This window comes from Xenophilus arseniciresistens (assembly GCF_028023875.1).
GTDB classification, from domain to species: Bacteria; Pseudomonadota; Gammaproteobacteria; order Burkholderiales; family Burkholderiaceae_C; genus Xenophilus; species Xenophilus arseniciresistens.
Genome location: NZ_JAQIPB010000007.1, coordinates 135,189 through 150,271, shown reverse-complemented (window position 1 = coordinate 150,271; position 15,083 = coordinate 135,189). Strand labels below are relative to the sequence as shown.

Annotated in this window: 15 protein-coding genes; 9 read left to right on the top strand and 6 right to left on the bottom strand. The window is 69.9% G+C overall.

Features of this window, described 5'->3' with window-relative positions; genetic code table 11:
- Nucleotides 1-43: 43 nt before the first annotated feature.
- Both rfbD and rfbB read right to left on the bottom strand, forming a co-directional pair.
- Nucleotides 44-934 (bottom strand): dTDP-4-dehydrorhamnose reductase, encoded by an 891-nt coding sequence (rfbD, locus tag PGB34_RS15505; RefSeq protein ID WP_271429007.1) that lies wholly within the window; start codon nt 932-934, stop codon nt 44-46.
- Entirely contained in the window at nt 931-2,007 is a 1,077-nt protein-coding gene (rfbB, locus tag PGB34_RS15500) for a dTDP-glucose 4,6-dehydratase (RefSeq protein ID WP_271429006.1), read from the bottom strand. Before rfbB ends, rfbD begins: the two co-directional genes overlap by 4 nt.
- A 222-nt stretch (nt 2,008-2,229) precedes the next feature.
- Between rfbB and PGB34_RS15495 the strand changes: the two genes are divergently transcribed.
- From PGB34_RS15495 to PGB34_RS15485, 3 genes are all read left to right on the top strand, one after another.
- Nucleotides 2,230-2,904 (top strand): TetR/AcrR family transcriptional regulator, encoded by a 675-nt coding sequence (locus tag PGB34_RS15495; protein ID WP_271429005.1) that lies wholly within the window; start codon nt 2,230-2,232, stop codon nt 2,902-2,904.
- 46 nt (nt 2,905-2,950) lie between these two features.
- Nucleotides 2,951-3,793, top strand: a complete 843-nt coding sequence (locus PGB34_RS15490; RefSeq protein WP_271429004.1) for a tetratricopeptide repeat protein — start codon at nt 2,951-2,953, stop codon at nt 3,791-3,793.
- An 85-nt stretch (nt 3,794-3,878) separates the two neighbouring features.
- A complete protein-coding gene (locus tag PGB34_RS15485; protein ID WP_271429003.1) occupies nt 3,879-4,142 on the top strand; it encodes an acyl-CoA-binding protein in 264 nt (87 codons plus the stop codon).
- Nucleotides 4,143-4,200: 58 nt separating this feature from the next.
- On the opposite strand, the gene glmS is transcribed toward PGB34_RS15485, so the two are convergent.
- The gene (glmS, locus tag PGB34_RS15480; protein WP_271429002.1) at nt 4,201-6,087 is read right to left on the bottom strand and encodes a glutamine--fructose-6-phosphate transaminase (isomerizing); all 1,887 of its coding nucleotides are present in this window, start codon (nt 6,085-6,087) and stop codon (nt 4,201-4,203) included.
- Nucleotides 6,088-6,230: 143 nt separating this feature from the next.
- Between glmS and PGB34_RS15475 the strand changes: the two genes are divergently transcribed.
- Nucleotides 6,231-6,719, top strand: coding sequence for an Lrp/AsnC family transcriptional regulator (locus tag PGB34_RS15475; protein WP_271429001.1), 489 nt, complete (start codon nt 6,231-6,233; stop codon nt 6,717-6,719).
- 73 nt (nt 6,720-6,792) lie between these two features.
- The gene (locus PGB34_RS15470) at nt 6,793-7,707 is read left to right on the top strand and encodes an EamA family transporter (RefSeq protein WP_271429000.1); all 915 of its coding nucleotides are present in this window, start codon (nt 6,793-6,795) and stop codon (nt 7,705-7,707) included.
- A 27-nt stretch (nt 7,708-7,734) separates the two neighbouring features.
- Here PGB34_RS15470 and glmU read toward each other — a convergent pair whose 3' ends face one another.
- The gene (gene glmU, locus PGB34_RS15465) at nt 7,735-9,165 is read right to left on the bottom strand and encodes a bifunctional UDP-N-acetylglucosamine diphosphorylase/glucosamine-1-phosphate N-acetyltransferase GlmU (RefSeq protein WP_271428999.1); all 1,431 of its coding nucleotides are present in this window, start codon (nt 9,163-9,165) and stop codon (nt 7,735-7,737) included.
- 128 nt (nt 9,166-9,293) lie between these two features.
- Here glmU and PGB34_RS15460 point away from each other — a divergent pair, with 128 nt between their 5' ends.
- Complete coding sequence (locus tag PGB34_RS15460; RefSeq protein ID WP_271428998.1) at nt 9,294-10,151, top strand: DUF6279 family lipoprotein; 858 nt, start codon at nt 9,294-9,296, stop codon at nt 10,149-10,151.
- 16 nt (nt 10,152-10,167) lie between these two features.
- On the opposite strand, the gene PGB34_RS15455 is transcribed toward PGB34_RS15460, so the two are convergent.
- Nucleotides 10,168-10,953 (bottom strand): Crp/Fnr family transcriptional regulator, encoded by a 786-nt coding sequence (locus PGB34_RS15455; RefSeq protein WP_271428997.1) that lies wholly within the window; start codon nt 10,951-10,953, stop codon nt 10,168-10,170.
- Between the two features lie 126 nt (nt 10,954-11,079).
- The gene (locus PGB34_RS15450) at nt 11,080-11,412 is read right to left on the bottom strand and encodes a DUF2917 domain-containing protein (protein ID WP_271428996.1); all 333 of its coding nucleotides are present in this window, start codon (nt 11,410-11,412) and stop codon (nt 11,080-11,082) included.
- 165 nt (nt 11,413-11,577) lie between these two features.
- Here PGB34_RS15450 and PGB34_RS15445 point away from each other — a divergent pair, with 165 nt between their 5' ends.
- The 3 genes from PGB34_RS15445 (at nt 11,578) to PGB34_RS15435 (ending at nt 15,059) form a co-directional block, all read left to right on the top strand.
- The gene (locus PGB34_RS15445; protein ID WP_271428995.1) at nt 11,578-12,561 is read left to right on the top strand and encodes a LysR substrate-binding domain-containing protein; all 984 of its coding nucleotides are present in this window, start codon (nt 11,578-11,580) and stop codon (nt 12,559-12,561) included.
- A gap of 68 nt (nt 12,562-12,629) precedes the next feature.
- Nucleotides 12,630-14,264, top strand: coding sequence for a peptide chain release factor 3 (locus PGB34_RS15440; protein ID WP_271428994.1), 1,635 nt, complete (start codon nt 12,630-12,632; stop codon nt 14,262-14,264).
- A gap of 6 nt (nt 14,265-14,270) precedes the next feature.
- Entirely contained in the window at nt 14,271-15,059 is a 789-nt protein-coding gene (locus PGB34_RS15435) for an HAD-IIB family hydrolase (RefSeq protein WP_271428993.1), read from the top strand.
- Nucleotides 15,060-15,083 lie beyond the last annotated feature (24 nt).

The following is a 15,083-nucleotide window of genomic DNA, read 5'->3' as shown; positions in this document are numbered from 1 at the left end:
TGCGTTCATTCACGGCAGCGTGTGCCGCCACTTGCCGGATGGCTCAAAAAGTTTCGGTCAGCATGCGGGCCACGCCCGACTGCCACGGTGGCAGTTGCAGGCCAAAGGCCTGGCTGAGCTTGTCGGTGTTCAACCGCGAATTGGCGGGGCGCCGCGCCGGCGTGGGGAAGGCCGAGGTGGGCACGGCATCCACCTGCTGCGGGCCGGCCTTGAGTGCCACACCGGCCGCCTGCGCGCGCTCGAGCACGAACTGCGCATAGCCGTGCCAGCTCGTCACGCCGCCAGCGGCCAGGTGGTACAGGCCCGCCTTGGAGGCGTCGCGCAGCGTGTCGCGCACGGCGTGTGCCGTCACATCGGCCAGCAGCTCTGCGCCAGTGGGCGCGCCGAACTGGTCGTCGATGACCGTCAGGCGCTCGCGCTCCTTGGCCAGGCGCACCATGGTCTTGGCGAAGTTGCCGCCGCGGGCCGCATAGACCCAGCTGGTGCGAAAGATCAGGTGCCGCGCGCAGTGCTCGGCCACCAGTTGCTCGCCCTCGAGCTTGGTGCGGCCGTACACGCTCAGCGGGCCGGTGGCGTCGCTTTCCTGCCAGGGGCGCTCGCCGCTGCCGTCGAATACGTAGTCGGTGGAGTAATGGACCATCAGCGCGCCCACGCGCTGGGCGGCCGCGGCCACCACGCCGGGCGCCGTGGCGTTCAGGGCGCGGGCCAGTTCGGGTTCGCTCTCGGCCTTGTCCACCCCGGTGTGGGCCGCGGCATTGACGATCACGTCGGGGCGCACCGCTTCCACGGTGGCGGCCAGGGCCTCGGGGCGGCTGAAGTCGGCGTGCAGATCTGCGCTGCCGGAAGACAGCGCCACCAGCTCGCCCAGCGGCGCCAGGCTGCGCTGCAACTCCCAGCCCACCTGCCCGCCCTTGCCGAACAACAGGATCTTCATGCGCCCGCGCCTGCCCGGTCACCGTACTGCCTGGCCACCCAGTCACGGTAGCCGCCGCTTTGCACGTTGGCCACCCATTCCTGATTGGCCAGGTACCACTGCACGGTCTTGCGGATGCCGGTGTCGAAGGTTTCGGCCGGCTTCCAGCCCAACTCGCGCTCGAGCTTGCGCGCGTCGATGGCATAGCGCCGGTCGTGGCCCGGGCGGTCGGTCACATGGCTGATCTGCTCGGCGTAGGGCTTGCCGTCTGCGCGCGGCTGCAGTTCGTCGAGCAGCGCGCACACGGTCTTGACGATCTCGATGTTGGGCTTCTCGTTCCAGCCGCCCACGTTGTAGGTCTCGCCCAGGGTGCCGGCCTCCAGCACACGCCGGATGGCGCTGCAATGGTCGCGCACGTACAGCCAGTCGCGCACCTGCATGCCGTCGCCATACACCGGCAGCGGCTTGCCGGCCAGCGCGTTGACGATCATCAGCGGGATCAGCTTCTCGGGGAAGTGATAGGGGCCGTAGTTGTTCGAGCAGTTGGTGGTCAGCACCGGCAGGCCATAGGTGTGGTGCCAGGCACGCACCAGATGGTCGCTGGCGGCCTTGCTGGCCGAATAGGGGCTGTTGGGCTCGTAGCGGTTGGTCTCGGTGAAGGCCGGGTCGCTGGCCGACAAGGTGCCGTAGACCTCGTCGGTGGAGACATGCAGGAAGCGGAAGGCGCTCTTGTCGGCCTCTGGCAGCTTGCTCCAGTAGCCGCGCACACTCTCCAGCAGGCGGAAGGTGCCCAGCACGTTGGTCTGCACGAAATCCTCGGGCCCGTGGATGGAGCGGTCCACATGCGACTCGGCCGCAAAGTTGAGCACCGCGCGCGGGCGGTGCTCGGCCAGCAGGCGGTCGACCAGGGCGCTGTCGCCGATGTCGCCACGAACGAAGATGTGGCGCGGGTCATCGGCCACCGATGCCAGCGTCTGCAGGTTGCCCGCGTAGGTGAGCTTGTCTAGATTGATGACGGATTCGTCGTGATTGGCCAGCCAGTCGAGCACGAAGTTCGCGCCGATGAAGCCGGCACCGCCGGTAACCAGGATCATGGTTTTCCTGTTGACTAAAGAATTAACCGTGGCCCTCCCCCGGAAGAGCCCCGACCGGATTATGAATGGGGCGCCGGCAAGCCCCCTGTAGGAGCCGCATCAAGATGTAGCGCGCGGCTTGCAACAAAGTCCTCTGGCAAAGGCCTTGCGGATGCCGCAGCGCAGCAAGTCGGCGCAGGAGTGATGGGGTAGAGTGGCCCAAAGAGACAACACGGGGGACCCATGACGAAGAAGGCGCCCAGACGCACGGCACAACGCATCCTCGAAAGCACGCTGGAGCTGTTCAATCGCTTTGGCGAGCCCAACGTCTCCACCACACGCATTGCAGCGGAGCTGGGAATTAGCCCCGGTAACCTTTATTACCACTACCCGGCCAAAGACGCGCTGATCAACCGCCTGCAGCAGGACTGCGAAGCGGAGCTTCAGCAGGCGCTGGGCCGGGCCGATGTGGCCGGCGACCTGGAGGGTGCGGCCGAGCTGGTGCGTGCGCTCATGGCGCTGGTCTGGCGCTATCGATTCATGTACCGCGACCTGAACGACCTGCTGAGCAAGAGCCGGCATTTCGAAGCCCGCCTGCAGACCATGCTGCGCACGCAGGAAGCCGCGCTGCGCGTGCTGCTGCGCCGGCTGGCCGCCAGCGGCCAACTGGTGCTGGGCGAAGAAGAAGCCGGCATGCTGGCGCGCAACATGGTGGTGCTGCTGAGCTTCTGGCTCAACTATGAATATGCAAGCGATCCGCGAGAAGCCCTGGAGCCCGCACATGCGCCACTGACCCTGGCCCGCGGCGCCGCCCACATCCTGCAGTTGCTGGCCCCCTACGTGCCGGCCGAACGCGGCGACTGGCAGCAGCAGCCCGGGGCCGCCGTGGCGCTGGACGCCGCAGCCCTGTCTCATTGACCTTGCCCCTCCAACCCCCTTACAGCCCGACCGAGGAAAGCGCCCCATGAGCACCCTGGCCCGCTCCAGCCCCGCCTCGGCGCTGCCGCTGCTGACCCCCAGCGAAGCCCAACGGCTGCGCCCCGAAGCCTGGCTGCGCAGCACGCTCACGCCGCCGCGGCGCTTCGGCCCCGAGCAGGTGCGCGCCCTCTGGCCCGAGCTGCACCCGAGCGAAACCACGCCGCCCGACACCGCACTGCTGCCCGGCTGGGCCGCCTTCCACAACGGCGACTTCGCCCAGGCCGCAGCACTGGCGCAGGCGCAAGGCCCGGCCGGGCAGGCCCTGCTCAACCAGAGCACCGCCACCTATGCCTGCTATGTGGAGCCCCGCGATGCCACGCGCCTGGCCCTGCTGCGCCAGGTCGCCACGCGGGCCCAGGAACAGCTCCAGGCGCAGCCCGAGGACCCCGGCGCGCTCTACTGGCTGGCCTTCGCGCTGGGCCGCCATGCGCAGGCCGTCAGCGTGGCCCGCGCGCTCGCCAAGGGGCTGGGCAACCAGATCAAGACCACGCTGGAGCAGTTGCTGGCCGTGCAGCCGGGCCATGCCGACGCGCATTTCGCGCTGGGCACCTTCCACGCCGAAGTGATCGACAAGGTCGGCGCGCTGGTGGGGCGCATGACCTACGGCGTGCATGCGGACGCAGCGCAGGCCCTGTTCGAGCGCGGCCTGACGCTCAACCCCCGCTCCATCATGGGCCGCATCGAATACGCGCGGGCCTTGCTGGCACTGCACGGCCAGGAGCGGCTGGACGAAGCCACCCGGCTCTATGAAGCCGCTGCCGCCATCGAGCCGCTGGACATGCGCACCCGGCTGGACCAGGAACTCGCGCGGCAGAGCCTGCAGGACTGAGCCGGGGCGGGCGGGGCGCTGACAGGCCGCACGCAGGCACGGCCCCACAATCACGCCTTCTTTTTCCTTCTTCAACGCTCTGAGCATGTCCGACGATCTGAACGCCCGCTTCGAAGCCGCCCAGGCCCATGCCCTGCAACTGCCGGCCAAGCCCGACAACCCCACCCTGCTGAAGATCTACGGCCTGTTCAAGCAGGCCACGGCCGGCGACAACGCTGAGAAGAAGCCCAGCTTCAGCGACATCGTGGCCCGCGCCAAGTGGGACGCCTGGACCAAGAACAAGGGTCTGTCGGCCGAGGCCGCCAAGCAGCAGTACATCGAGCTGATCGACAGCCTGCGCGCGGGCTGAGTCCAGGCAGTGCCCGCCCGCTGCCGCGCTGGCAGCATGGCGGCACCGCGCGCCCTTCTCACTCCACCGTCACGCTCTTGGCCAGGTTGCGCGGCTTGTCCACGTCGGTGCCGCGCGCGCAGGCCGTGTGATAGGCCAGCAGCTGCAGCGGCACGACGTGCAGCAGCGGCGACAGCTGGCCGTAGTGCTCGGGCATGCGGATCACGTGCAGGCCTTCGCTGCTGTCGATGTGGGTGTCGGCATCGGCCAGTACGTAGAGCACGCCGCCGCGCGCGCGCACTTCCTGCAGGTTGCTCTTGAGCTTTTCGAGCAGCGCATCGTTGGGCGCAACGGTGACCACGGGCATGTCGCTGGTGACCAGCGCGAGCGGGCCGTGCTTGAGCTCGCCGGCGGCATAGGCCTCGGCGTGGATGTAGGTCACTTCCTTGAGCTTGAGTGCGCCTTCCATCGCGATGGGGTAGTGCAGGCCGCGGCCCAGGAAGAGCGCGTTTTCCTTGCGCGCGAAATCCTCGGCCCAGCTGATGATCTGCGGCTCCAGCGCCAGCACGGACTGCAGGGCCACGGGCAGGTGGCGCATCTGGTGCAGGTACTCGTCCTCCTCGGCTTCGCTGAGCCGGCCCTTGGCCTGGGCCAGCGCCAGCGTCAGCAGGAACAGGCCGGCCAGCTGCGTGGTGAAGGCCTTGGTCGAGGCCACGCCGATCTCCACGCCAGCCCGCGTGACGTAGGCCAGCTTGCATTCGCGCACCATGGCGCTGGTGGCCACGTTGCAGATGGTCAGCGTGTGTTCCATGCCCAGGCTCTGCGCGTGGCGAAGCGCGGCCAGGGTGTCGGCGGTTTCGCCGCTCTGGGTGATGGTGACCACCAGCGTTTTGGGGTCGGGCACCGATTCGCGATAACGGTATTCACTGGCGATCTCCACCTGCGTGGGCACCTTCGCGATGCTCTCGAGCCAGTACTTGGCCGCGCAGCCGCTGTAGTAGCTGGTGCCGCAGGCCAGGATCAGCACCTTGTCGATTTCCTGGAACACGCGGTGTGCGCTGGCGCCGCTCTGGCCGTCATGCGGTGCGCCGTCGAACAGCTCGGGCGCCACGCCCAGCACGCCTTCGAGGGTGTCGCCGATGGCGCGCGGCTGCTCGAAGATTTCCTTTTGCATGTAGTGCCGGTACGGGCCCAGCTCGGCCGCGCCGCTGTGGGCATGCACCGTGCGCACCTTGCGCTGCACGGGGCGGCCGTCGCGGCCCGCGATCCAGTACTTGCCCGGCTGCAGGTCGGCGAGGTCGCCCTCTTCCAGGTACACGATCTGGTCGGTCACGCCGGCCAGCGCCATGGCATCGCTGGCCAGGAAGTTCTCGCCGCCTTCGCCCTGGCCCACGCCCAGCACCAGCGGCGAGCCGGCACGCGCACCCACCACGCGCTGCGGCTCGTCGCGGCAGATCACGGCGATCGCGTAGGCACCCGTCAGCTGCGCCACGGCCGCGCGCACGGCCTCGAAGAGGTCACCGTCGTAGAGGCTGTCGATCAGGTGCGCGATCACCTCGGTGTCGGTCTGGCTGGCGAACACATAGCCCTTGGCCTGCAGGGCGGCGCGCAGGCTCTCGTGGTTCTCGATGATGCCGTTGTGCACCAGGCCGATGCGCGCGGGCCGGGTGGCCACGTCGGGCGCCTGGCCAATGCCGTGGCTGAAGTGCGGGTGGGCGTTGTGCACCTCGGGCGCGCCGTGGGTGGCCCAGCGCGTGTGGGCGATGCCCGTCAGGCCCTGGACGCGGTCCTGCTCGACCTGGGTCATCAGGTCGGCCACGCGGGCCGTGGTGCGCGCACGCTGCAGCCCCTCGGCCTGCACGGCGACGCCGCAGGAGTCATAGCCGCGGTATTCCAGGCGCGACAGGCCCTGGACGAGGATGGGCACGATGTCCCGATGCGAAGTGGCGCCGACGATGCCGCACATGGTGGTTTCCTGGTTGGGGGAAAAAACGATGGGGCGGATGCTAGGACGAGCCGCATGACAAAAGTATCCGAATTTGGCTTCTCTTTGACCAATAATTGCATCGAACCCCTGTGATGGATTTTTATTCCATCAAATAACTATTTATGGAATTTTCATCACTGGACGAGATCGACCTGCGCCTGCTCGACGCCCTGCAGCAGGACGCCTCGCGCACCAACCAGCAGCTGGCGGCCGACTGCCACCTGTCGCCGCCCACCTGCCTGCGCCGCGTGCAGCGGCTGCGCGCACTGGGTCTGATCGAGCGCCAGGTGGCGCTGCTCGCCGCCGACCGGCTGGGCAGCGCAGTGCTGACGGCGCTGGTCGAGGTGGTGCTCGACCGCCAGGATGCCGAATCGCTGCAGGGCTTCGAGGACCGCGCCTGCGCCGATGCGGCCGTGCAGCAGTGCTACCGGGTTTCGCCAGGGCCGGACTTCATGCTGGTGGTGACGGTGCGCGACATGCCGGCCTACCACGCACTGGTGCAGCGCCTGTTCACGGCCGACGCCAACGTGCGCAACGTGAAGGCCTTCTTCAGCGTCAAACGCGCCAAGTTCCAGACGCTGCTACCGTTGCCGCGCACCGAAGCGCACTGATACGGCCTCGCCTTCGAGCGCCCATCTCCGCACGCCAGAACAAGAAGGAAGCGCCGGCCCGGCCGGCTTCGCCATGACCGCATCCACCCCCCTGCCCCGCCCCACCGCCATGCTCGTGCTGGCCGCCGTCGCCTGCGGCTTCGCGGCCAACCATGTGGCGGCGCGGCTGGCTTTCGACAACGGCACCGGGCTGCTCACGGCCATCCTCTGCCGGGCGGGACTCACCCTGCTCGTGCTGGCGCTGCTGGTGGCCTGGCGGCGCGATGCACTCGGGCTGCCGCCGCCTGCGCGGCGCTGGCAACTGGTGCTGGGCCTGCTCATCGCCGTGCAGAGCCTGTGCCTGTACTCCGCCGTGGCGCGCATCCCGGTGGCGCTGGCGCTGCTGGTCTCCAACAGCTTTCCGATCCTGCTGGCGCTGCTGACCTGGGCCAGCGGCGGCGCGCGGCCCACGCGGGCGGCCTGGGGCGTGATGGGCATCATCCTTGTGGGCCTGCTGCTGGCCCTGGACGTGCCGGCGCGCCTGGCTGAAGCCCGGGGCGCCGCCGGCGACGGCACGGCCTGGGGTGAAGGCATCGGCTTTGCGCTGGGCGCGGCAGTGGCTTTTGCGCTGAGCATCTGGGTCACCGACAAGCACCTGCGCGCATTGCCGGGCGCCGTGCGCAGCCTCTACACCATGGGCACGGTCTGCATCTCGATGGCGCTCGCGGGCCTGGCGGGGCTGGTGCCCGGCGGCCTGGCCTGGCCGCAGGACGCCACGGGCTGGACCGGCCTGGCCTGCCTGATGGCGCTTTACTGCACGGCGTTCATCGTGCTGTTCATCCTGGTGCCGCGGCTGGACATGGCGCGCAACGCACCCGTGATGAACATGGAGCCCGTGGCCACCCTGCTGTTCGGCTGGCTGGTGCTGGGGCAGTGGATCAGCCCGCTGCAGATGGCTGGCGGGCTGGTGGTGCTCAGCGGCATCGTGCTGCTGTCGCGCCTGAAGTAGGCGCGGCAGCGCTTCGCCGCGGCCTCGTCAGGCCTTGGGCGCCTTCTTGGGTCGCTGCCAGTTGGCAAAGCTCACGGCCCGCGCGCGCGCCACCGTGAGCGCGCCGGGCTCGGTGTTCTTGCTGATGGTGGAGCCCCCGCCGATGGTGCCGCCCGCGCCGATGGTGACCGGCGCCACCAGCACGCAGTTGCTGCCCACGTGCACGTCGGCCTCGATCACGGTGAGGTGCTTGTTGGCGCCGTCGTAGTTGGCCGTGATGCTGCCGGCGCCGTAGTTCACGCGCTCGCCCACGTTCGCGTCGCCCAGGTAGGCCAGGTGGTTGGCCTTGGCGCCGTCGGCCAGCCGGCTGTTCTTGACCTCGACGAAGTTGCCGATGTGGACTTCGGCGCCCAGCTGCGCGCCGGGGCGCAGGCGCGCATACGGCCCCACCAGCGCGCCCGGGCCCACCTTCACACCTTCGGGCTTGCCGCCGTCGATGTGCGTGAAGGGGTGGATCACCGCGCCGGCCTCGATGCGGGCATTGGCGATCACGCAGTGCGCGCCGATGCGCACGCCCTCGCCCAGCTGCACCTGGCCTTCGAACACGCAGTTGACGTCGATCTCCACGTCCTGGCCGCAGTGCAGCTCGCCGCGCAGGTCGAAGCGCGCCGGGTCGGCCAGGCGCACGCCGGCATCCATCAGGCGCCGGGCCTCGCGCAGCTGCCAGGCGCGCTCCAGCGCGGCCAGCTGCACGGGGCTGTTCACGCCGGTCACCTGCAGCTCGTCGGTGGTGCGCTGCGCGACCACGGCCATGCCCTCGTCCACCGCCATGCGCACCACGTCGGTCAGGTAGTACTCGCCCTGCGCGTTGTCGTTGCGCAGCTGGCCCAGCCAGTGGCGCAGCCGCGCGGCGGGTGCGGCCATCACGCCGCTGTAGATCTCGCGGATCGCGCGCTGGGCCTCGTTCGCGTCCTTGTGTTCGACGATGGCGCGCACGCCGCCCGAAGGCGCCGTGACCACGCGGCCATAGCCCGTGGGGTCGTCCAGCTCCACGGTCAACAGCGCCAGCCGCTCTCCGCCGCTGGCCTGCAGCAGCGCGCGCAGCGTGTCTTCGGCGATCAGCGGCACGTCGCCCGAGAGCACCAGCACGGTGCCGTCGTCCGCAGTGCCGTCGTCATTCCCCAGGTGCGGCAGCGCCTGCTGCACCGCGTGCCCCGTGCCCAGCTGCGGCGACTGGCGCGCGAAGGCCAGGCCCTGGGCTTGTGGCTCCCAGCCACGCACGGCAGACTCCACTTCCTGCGCGCCATGGCCGGTGATGAGCACCACGCGCCGGGCGCCCAGGCGGCGCGCGGTGTCCACCACATGCGCCAGCAGCGGCTTGCCGGCCAGACGGTGCAGCACCTTGGGCAGACGACTTTTCATGCGCGTGCCCTTGCCGGCCGCCATGATGACGACGTCGACAGGGCCTGCTTCGTGCATGGCTTCGGGGGAATGGCTGGCAGGAATCACAGCAAATGCCTCATCTGAAAACGCGGGCCACCGCTCGCTCGAACGGCCGGGCCCATCAGGGGCGCGCAGGGGCGCGCAGGTTGGCGCGGATTATCAATGTGCTGTGTGTCGCGGCCGTACTGGCCAGTTGCAGCACGGTGCGCCTGGGTTACGAGCAGTTGCCCACGCTGGCCTACTGGTGGCTGGACCGCCATCTGGACTTCGACAGCACCCAGTCGCCGCAGGTGCGCGAGGCGCTGGCGCAATGGCAGGCGCGGCACCGCCAGGAGGAACTGCCGCGCCTGGCCGCGCTGCTCGAGGAGGCCCAGACGCTGGCCGCGGGCGAGATCACGCCCGAGCAGGCCTGCCGCTTCGGCGAAGCCGTGCGTGCGCGGCTGCGCGCCGCCGGCGCCATGGCCGAGGCGCCGGCCGCCCGCATCGCCCTGCGGCTGGGGCCGGCCCAGACCGAGGCCCTGGCCGAGCGCCAGGCCCGCAGCAACGAGGAGTTCCACAGCGACTGGCTGGCGCGCAGCCCCGCGCAGCAGCAGGCGCGCCGCTATGACGAGCAGCGCAAGCGCTATGAGGATTTCTACGGCCGGCTCAGCGAGGCCCAGCGCAGCCAGCTGCGCGCGGCGCTGGCGCGTTCGCGCTTCGATGCGGCCCTGCTCGACGCCGAGCGCCGCCGCCGGCAGGCCGAACTGCTGGCGCTGCTGCGCGGCTGGCAAGCGGCCCCCGTGAGCGAGGCCGCCGCGCGCCGCGCGCTGGCGGATTACCTGGACCGCCTGGCCCTGCCGCCCCCAGGCCCCTGGCGCGAGCAGCAGCAGGCGCTGTGGAACGAAGGGTGCGCCGACTTCGCGGCCCTGCACGCCGGCACCAGCCCCGAGCAGCGCGCGCGGGCCGTGCAGCGGCTGCAGGACTACACACGCGACGTGCAGGCCCTGCGCGCAGCACCCGCGGTGGCCGCCGATCCCGGCTGAGCGGCCCGTTGGCTGGTCAAAGCACCGGCACCGGCCGTATCGGCCGCTCGAAGTAGTCGCCCAGCTGCGCCAGCGCGTGCGGGTCCAGGATCTCCAGCACGCCGCCTTCCAGCCGGTGCAGACCGGCGCGGCTGAGCTTGCGCAGGGTCTTGTTGGTGTGGACCAGCGACAGGCCCAGCGCATCGGCGATGTGCTGCTGGTTGAACGGAAAGGCCAGGCGCTGGCCCTCGGTCATGCCCAGATGCTCGGCCCGGCGGAACAGGTGCATCAGCAGCATGGCCACGCGCTCGCTGGCGGCGCGGCGGCCGTTGCTGACCAGCGCGTCGTCCAGCATCTTTTCCTCCCGGGCGGCCAGCCAGGTGATGGCGTAGCCCATCTTGGGCTGCGTGTGGAAGAAGCTCCACAGCCGCTCGCGCGGGAAGGCGCACAGGCGCACGTCGGTGGCCGCCTGCACGCCATGCGTGCGGCCTTCTGCGAATTCGTCCTGCAGGCCCATCAGGTCGCCCGGCAGCAGGAAGTGCAGGATCTGGCGCCGGCCGTCGCTGAGCGTCTTGAAGCGGAAGGCCCAGCCGCTGTAGAGCGTGTACAGGTGCGAGCTGCGCTCGCGCTCTTCGATGATCAGGCCGCCCGCGCGCACGTTGCGCGTGCCGGAGCGAAAGGCGGCGATCGCCTGCCGTTCCTCGTCGGAGGCCGGCAGGAAGACATCGTGCAGCTCATGCAGCAGGCAGGTGCCGCACTGGGCGGGCGGCTCGACACTCTGGGCCAGCAGCGACAGGGAGGGGCGGTCATTGGGGCGAGACATGACAACCATGCTCGCCCCGCCAGCGGCCCCAGGCTGCCGGTGGCCCGGGGCTGGCGTTGTGGGCGCAGGTCGCGTCGGCGCTGCAGACGGCGCTCACAGCGCTGTCAGGCGCGCGCCGACACCCCCTCAGGCGACGCGGTCCCAGCTCCAGGTGGCGCCGAAGCCGTCCCAGGGCTCCATCACCAGCCGCTGGCCGGCGGGCACCGTCAGGCGCTCGCCCGGGCCCAGCACCAGGTCTTCGCTGCCCCAGGTGGCGGTGGCGTCCATCGTCACCCAGAGCCGGCCCTGGCGCACATGCAGCACATGGGCGTGGCGGGCCTGCAAGGTGGTGGCCTGCCCCGCCTGCAGCTGCCAGGCGCCGCTGCGCACCGCGGGCGGCACAGCGGGGACCGCGGGCACGCGGCCGGGCAGTGCCAGGGAAGAGGCCGAAACGGTGCTGCAGGCGTTGAGGGCGGTCATGGTGAACTCCAGATTGGTCATCAATGGCCGCGCTTCTCAAGGAACGGATATCGCACGGCACGGGTCAGATGATCGCGATCGCTGCCCGCGCGGTCCAATGAAAAGCAAATGCGCCAATAATTCGCTTTACGCATCAATGCGCCCCTGGCGCCCCGCGTCCACGCCATGCAGCACTCCCAGACCCATCTGCGCAGCCGCCCCGTCGGCGCGGGCTACTTGCGCGCCTTCGAGGCCGTCGCCCGGCACCTGAACTTCCGCGCCGCGGCCGAGGAAATGGCGCTCACCCAGTCGGCCGTGAGCCGCCAGATCCAGTCGCTGGAGGACGAGGTGGGCGTGCCCCTGTTCCTGCGCCACACGCGCGCGGTGGAGCTGACCACGGCCGGCGCGCAGCTGCTGCTGGCGGTGCAGCAGTCGCTGCCGCGCATCGACGGCGCAGTGCGGCAGATCCGCCAGAGCGCAGGGCGGCGCAGCGTGTCGCTGACCACCTTCGCCTCCTTCGCCTCGATGTGGCTGATCCCGCGGCTGGAGGCCTTCCAGCGCGAGCATCCCGACATCGACATACGCATCGACGCCACCGACACGGCGGTGGACCTGGAGGTGACCGACATCGACATCGCGCTGCGCTACGGCCCGCCCGAGAACATGCCGCAGGGCGCCTTCCGGCTGTTCGGCGAGAGCCTCACGCCCGTGGCCAGCCCCTGGCTGATCAAGAGCAGCCCGCCCATCCGCGAGCCCAAGGACGTGGTGGGTTTCACGCTGATCGAGGCCGGCGACGCGCACCGCAGCCACCTGCAGTGGCTGACCTGGCGCCGCTGGTTCGACACCCACGGCCTGCCCAAGGCCCAGCCCCGGCGCTGGCTGTACTTCAACTACGCCTACCAGATGGCGCAGGCCGCGCTCACAGGCCAGGGCGTGGTGCTGGCGCGCAGCACGCTGGTGTCGGAAAGCCTGGCCAACGGCGACCTGGTGGAAGTGCTGCCGCAGCACCGGCTGGATTCGCCCATGACCTACTGGCTGATCGTGGCGCCGCGCAGCGCGCAGCGGCCCGAGATCCGCGACTTCTGCGCCTGGCTGCACACCCAGGCCCAGGCCACGCGCGAAGCCATCGGTGACGTGCCGGACCCGGACACGGTCGACCACTTCGACTGAAAAAGCACGGGGCGCCGATAATCGCGGGCTTTGCTTTTTCGCGCGCCCCGTCCGCCAGGAACCCCGCCGTGTCATCCCCCTACGCCGCCGAAACCCGCCGCCGCCGCACCTTCGCCATCATTTCCCACCCCGACGCCGGCAAGACGACGTTGACGGAAAAGCTGCTGCTGTTCTCGGGCGCGATCCAGATCGCCGGCGCGGTGAAGGGCCGCAAGGCCAGCCGCCACGCCACCTCGGACTGGATGGAGATCGAGAAGCAGCGCGGGATCTCGGTGGCCTCGTCGGTGATGCAGATGGTCTACCGCGACCATGTGATCAACCTGCTCGACACGCCCGGCCACAAGGACTTCTCGGAAGACACCTACCGCGTGCTCACGGCCGTCGATTCGGCGCTGATGGTGATCGACGCGGCCAACGGCGTGGAATCGCAGACGCGGCGTCTGATCGAGGTCTGCCGCCAGCGCGACACGCCCATCATCACCTTCGTCAACAAGATGGACCGCGAGGTGCGTGACCCGCTGGACATCATGGACGAAGTGGAGCGCGAGCTGGGCATGCCCTGCTGCCCCATCACCTGGCCCGTGGGCCAGGGCAAGAACTTCGGCGGCATCATCAACCTGCAGACGCAGAGCATGACGGTGTTCACCGCCGGCAGCGAAAAGCGCCCGCAGGACTTCGAGACCATCCCGCTGGCCGACGCGGACAAGCTGCGCGCGCGCTTCGGCCAGGCCTTCGACGATGCGCTGGAAAGCATGGAGCTGGCCCAGGGCGCCTCGGCCGAATGGGACCATGCGGCCTTCCTCGCGGGCAAGCTCACGCCCGTGTTCTTCGGCTCGGGTGTGAACAACTTCGGCGTGATGGAAGTGCTGGACGCGGTGGTCGACATGTCGCCCCCGCCCGGCCCGCGCCTGGCCTTTGCCGAGGTGAACCGCAACCGCGAGGAGCGCACCGTCAGGCCCGACGACGCGAACTTCGCCGGCGTGGTCTTCAAGGTGCAGGCCAACATGGACAGCAACCACCGCGACCGCATCGCCTTCGTGCGCGTGGCCTCGGGCAAGTACCAGCCTGGCATGAAGATGAAGGTGCAGCGCACCGGCAAGGAGCTGCGGCCCACCAGCGTCGTGACCTTCATGAGCCAGCGCCGCGAGGCGGTGGAAGAGGCCTATGCGGGCGACATCATCGGCTTCACCACGCACGGCGGCGTGCAGCTGGGCGACTCGATCACCGACGGCCCCAGCCTGCAGTTCACCGGCCTGCCCTTCTTCGCGCCCGAGATGTTCATGACCGTGGTGCTCAAGAACCCGCTGCGCACCAAGCAGCTGCAGCAGGGCCTGATGCAGCTGGGCGAGGAAGGCGCGATCCAGGTCTTCAAGCCCGAGGCCGGCGGCAACATGCTGCTGGGCGCCGTGGGCCAGCTGCAGTTCGAAGTGGTGCAGCACCGCCTGAACACCGAGTACGACTGCGACATCCGCCTGGAAGGCTGCCAGTACACCGCGGCGCGCTGGATCACGGCCGACACGCCGGCCGAGTTGCGCGAGTTCGAGAACGCCTACCCGCTGCGCATGGCGCGCGACGCGGCCGACACGCTGGCCTACCTGTGCACCTCGCCGTATGACGTGCGGCTGGCGCAGGAGCGCTTTCCGAAGATCCACTTCCACCCGCTGCGCGAGCATGCGGGGCTGGCGCTGCAGACGGCGGGGTGAGCCGGCGTGCGCCCCCTGCATGACTGGCCGCTCGATGAGCGGCGCGGCCTCATCGGCCTGTTCACCGACATCGACGACACCCTCACCACCGAAGGCGCCGTGCCGCCCGCGGTGGTGCAGGCGCTGGGCGCGCTGAAGGCGGCGGGCCTGCACGTCATTCCGATCACGGGCCGGCCCGTGGGCTGGAGCGAGCCCTTCGCGGCCGCCTGGCCGGTCGATGCGATCGTGCCCGAGAACGGCGCGATGGCGCTGGTGCCGCAGGCCGATGGCTCGCTGGACCGGCGCTACCAGCAGGACGCGGCCACGCGCGCGGCCAACCACGCGCGCATGCAGCAGGTGCTGGCGCAGATCGAGCGCGACATTCCCGGCGCGCGCCGCGCCACCGATTCGGCCGGTCGCGAATGCGACATCGCAATCGACCACAGTGAGTTCGTGCAGCTGTCGCAGGCGCAGATCGATACGGTGGTGCAGGCGATGCGCGGCGCAGGCATGCATGCGACGGTGAGCAGCATCCACGTGAACGGCTGGTTCGGCGCGCACAACAAGCGCGAAGGCGCCAGCTGGATCGTGCGCGAGCTGTGGGGCCGCGACCTGCACGCCGAGATGGACCGCTGGGCCTATGTGGGCGACTCCACCAACGACCAGCTCATGTTCCAGGCCTTTGCCCACAGCATCGGCGTGGCCAACATCGCGCGCTTCGTGCCGCAGCTGTCGCACCTGCCGCGCTACGTCACGGCCGGCGAGCGCGGCGCCGGCTTCATCGAAGTGGCCCGCGCCATCCTGGCCGCGCGTTGACCCCGCCCGGCGCGGGGGTGCGGC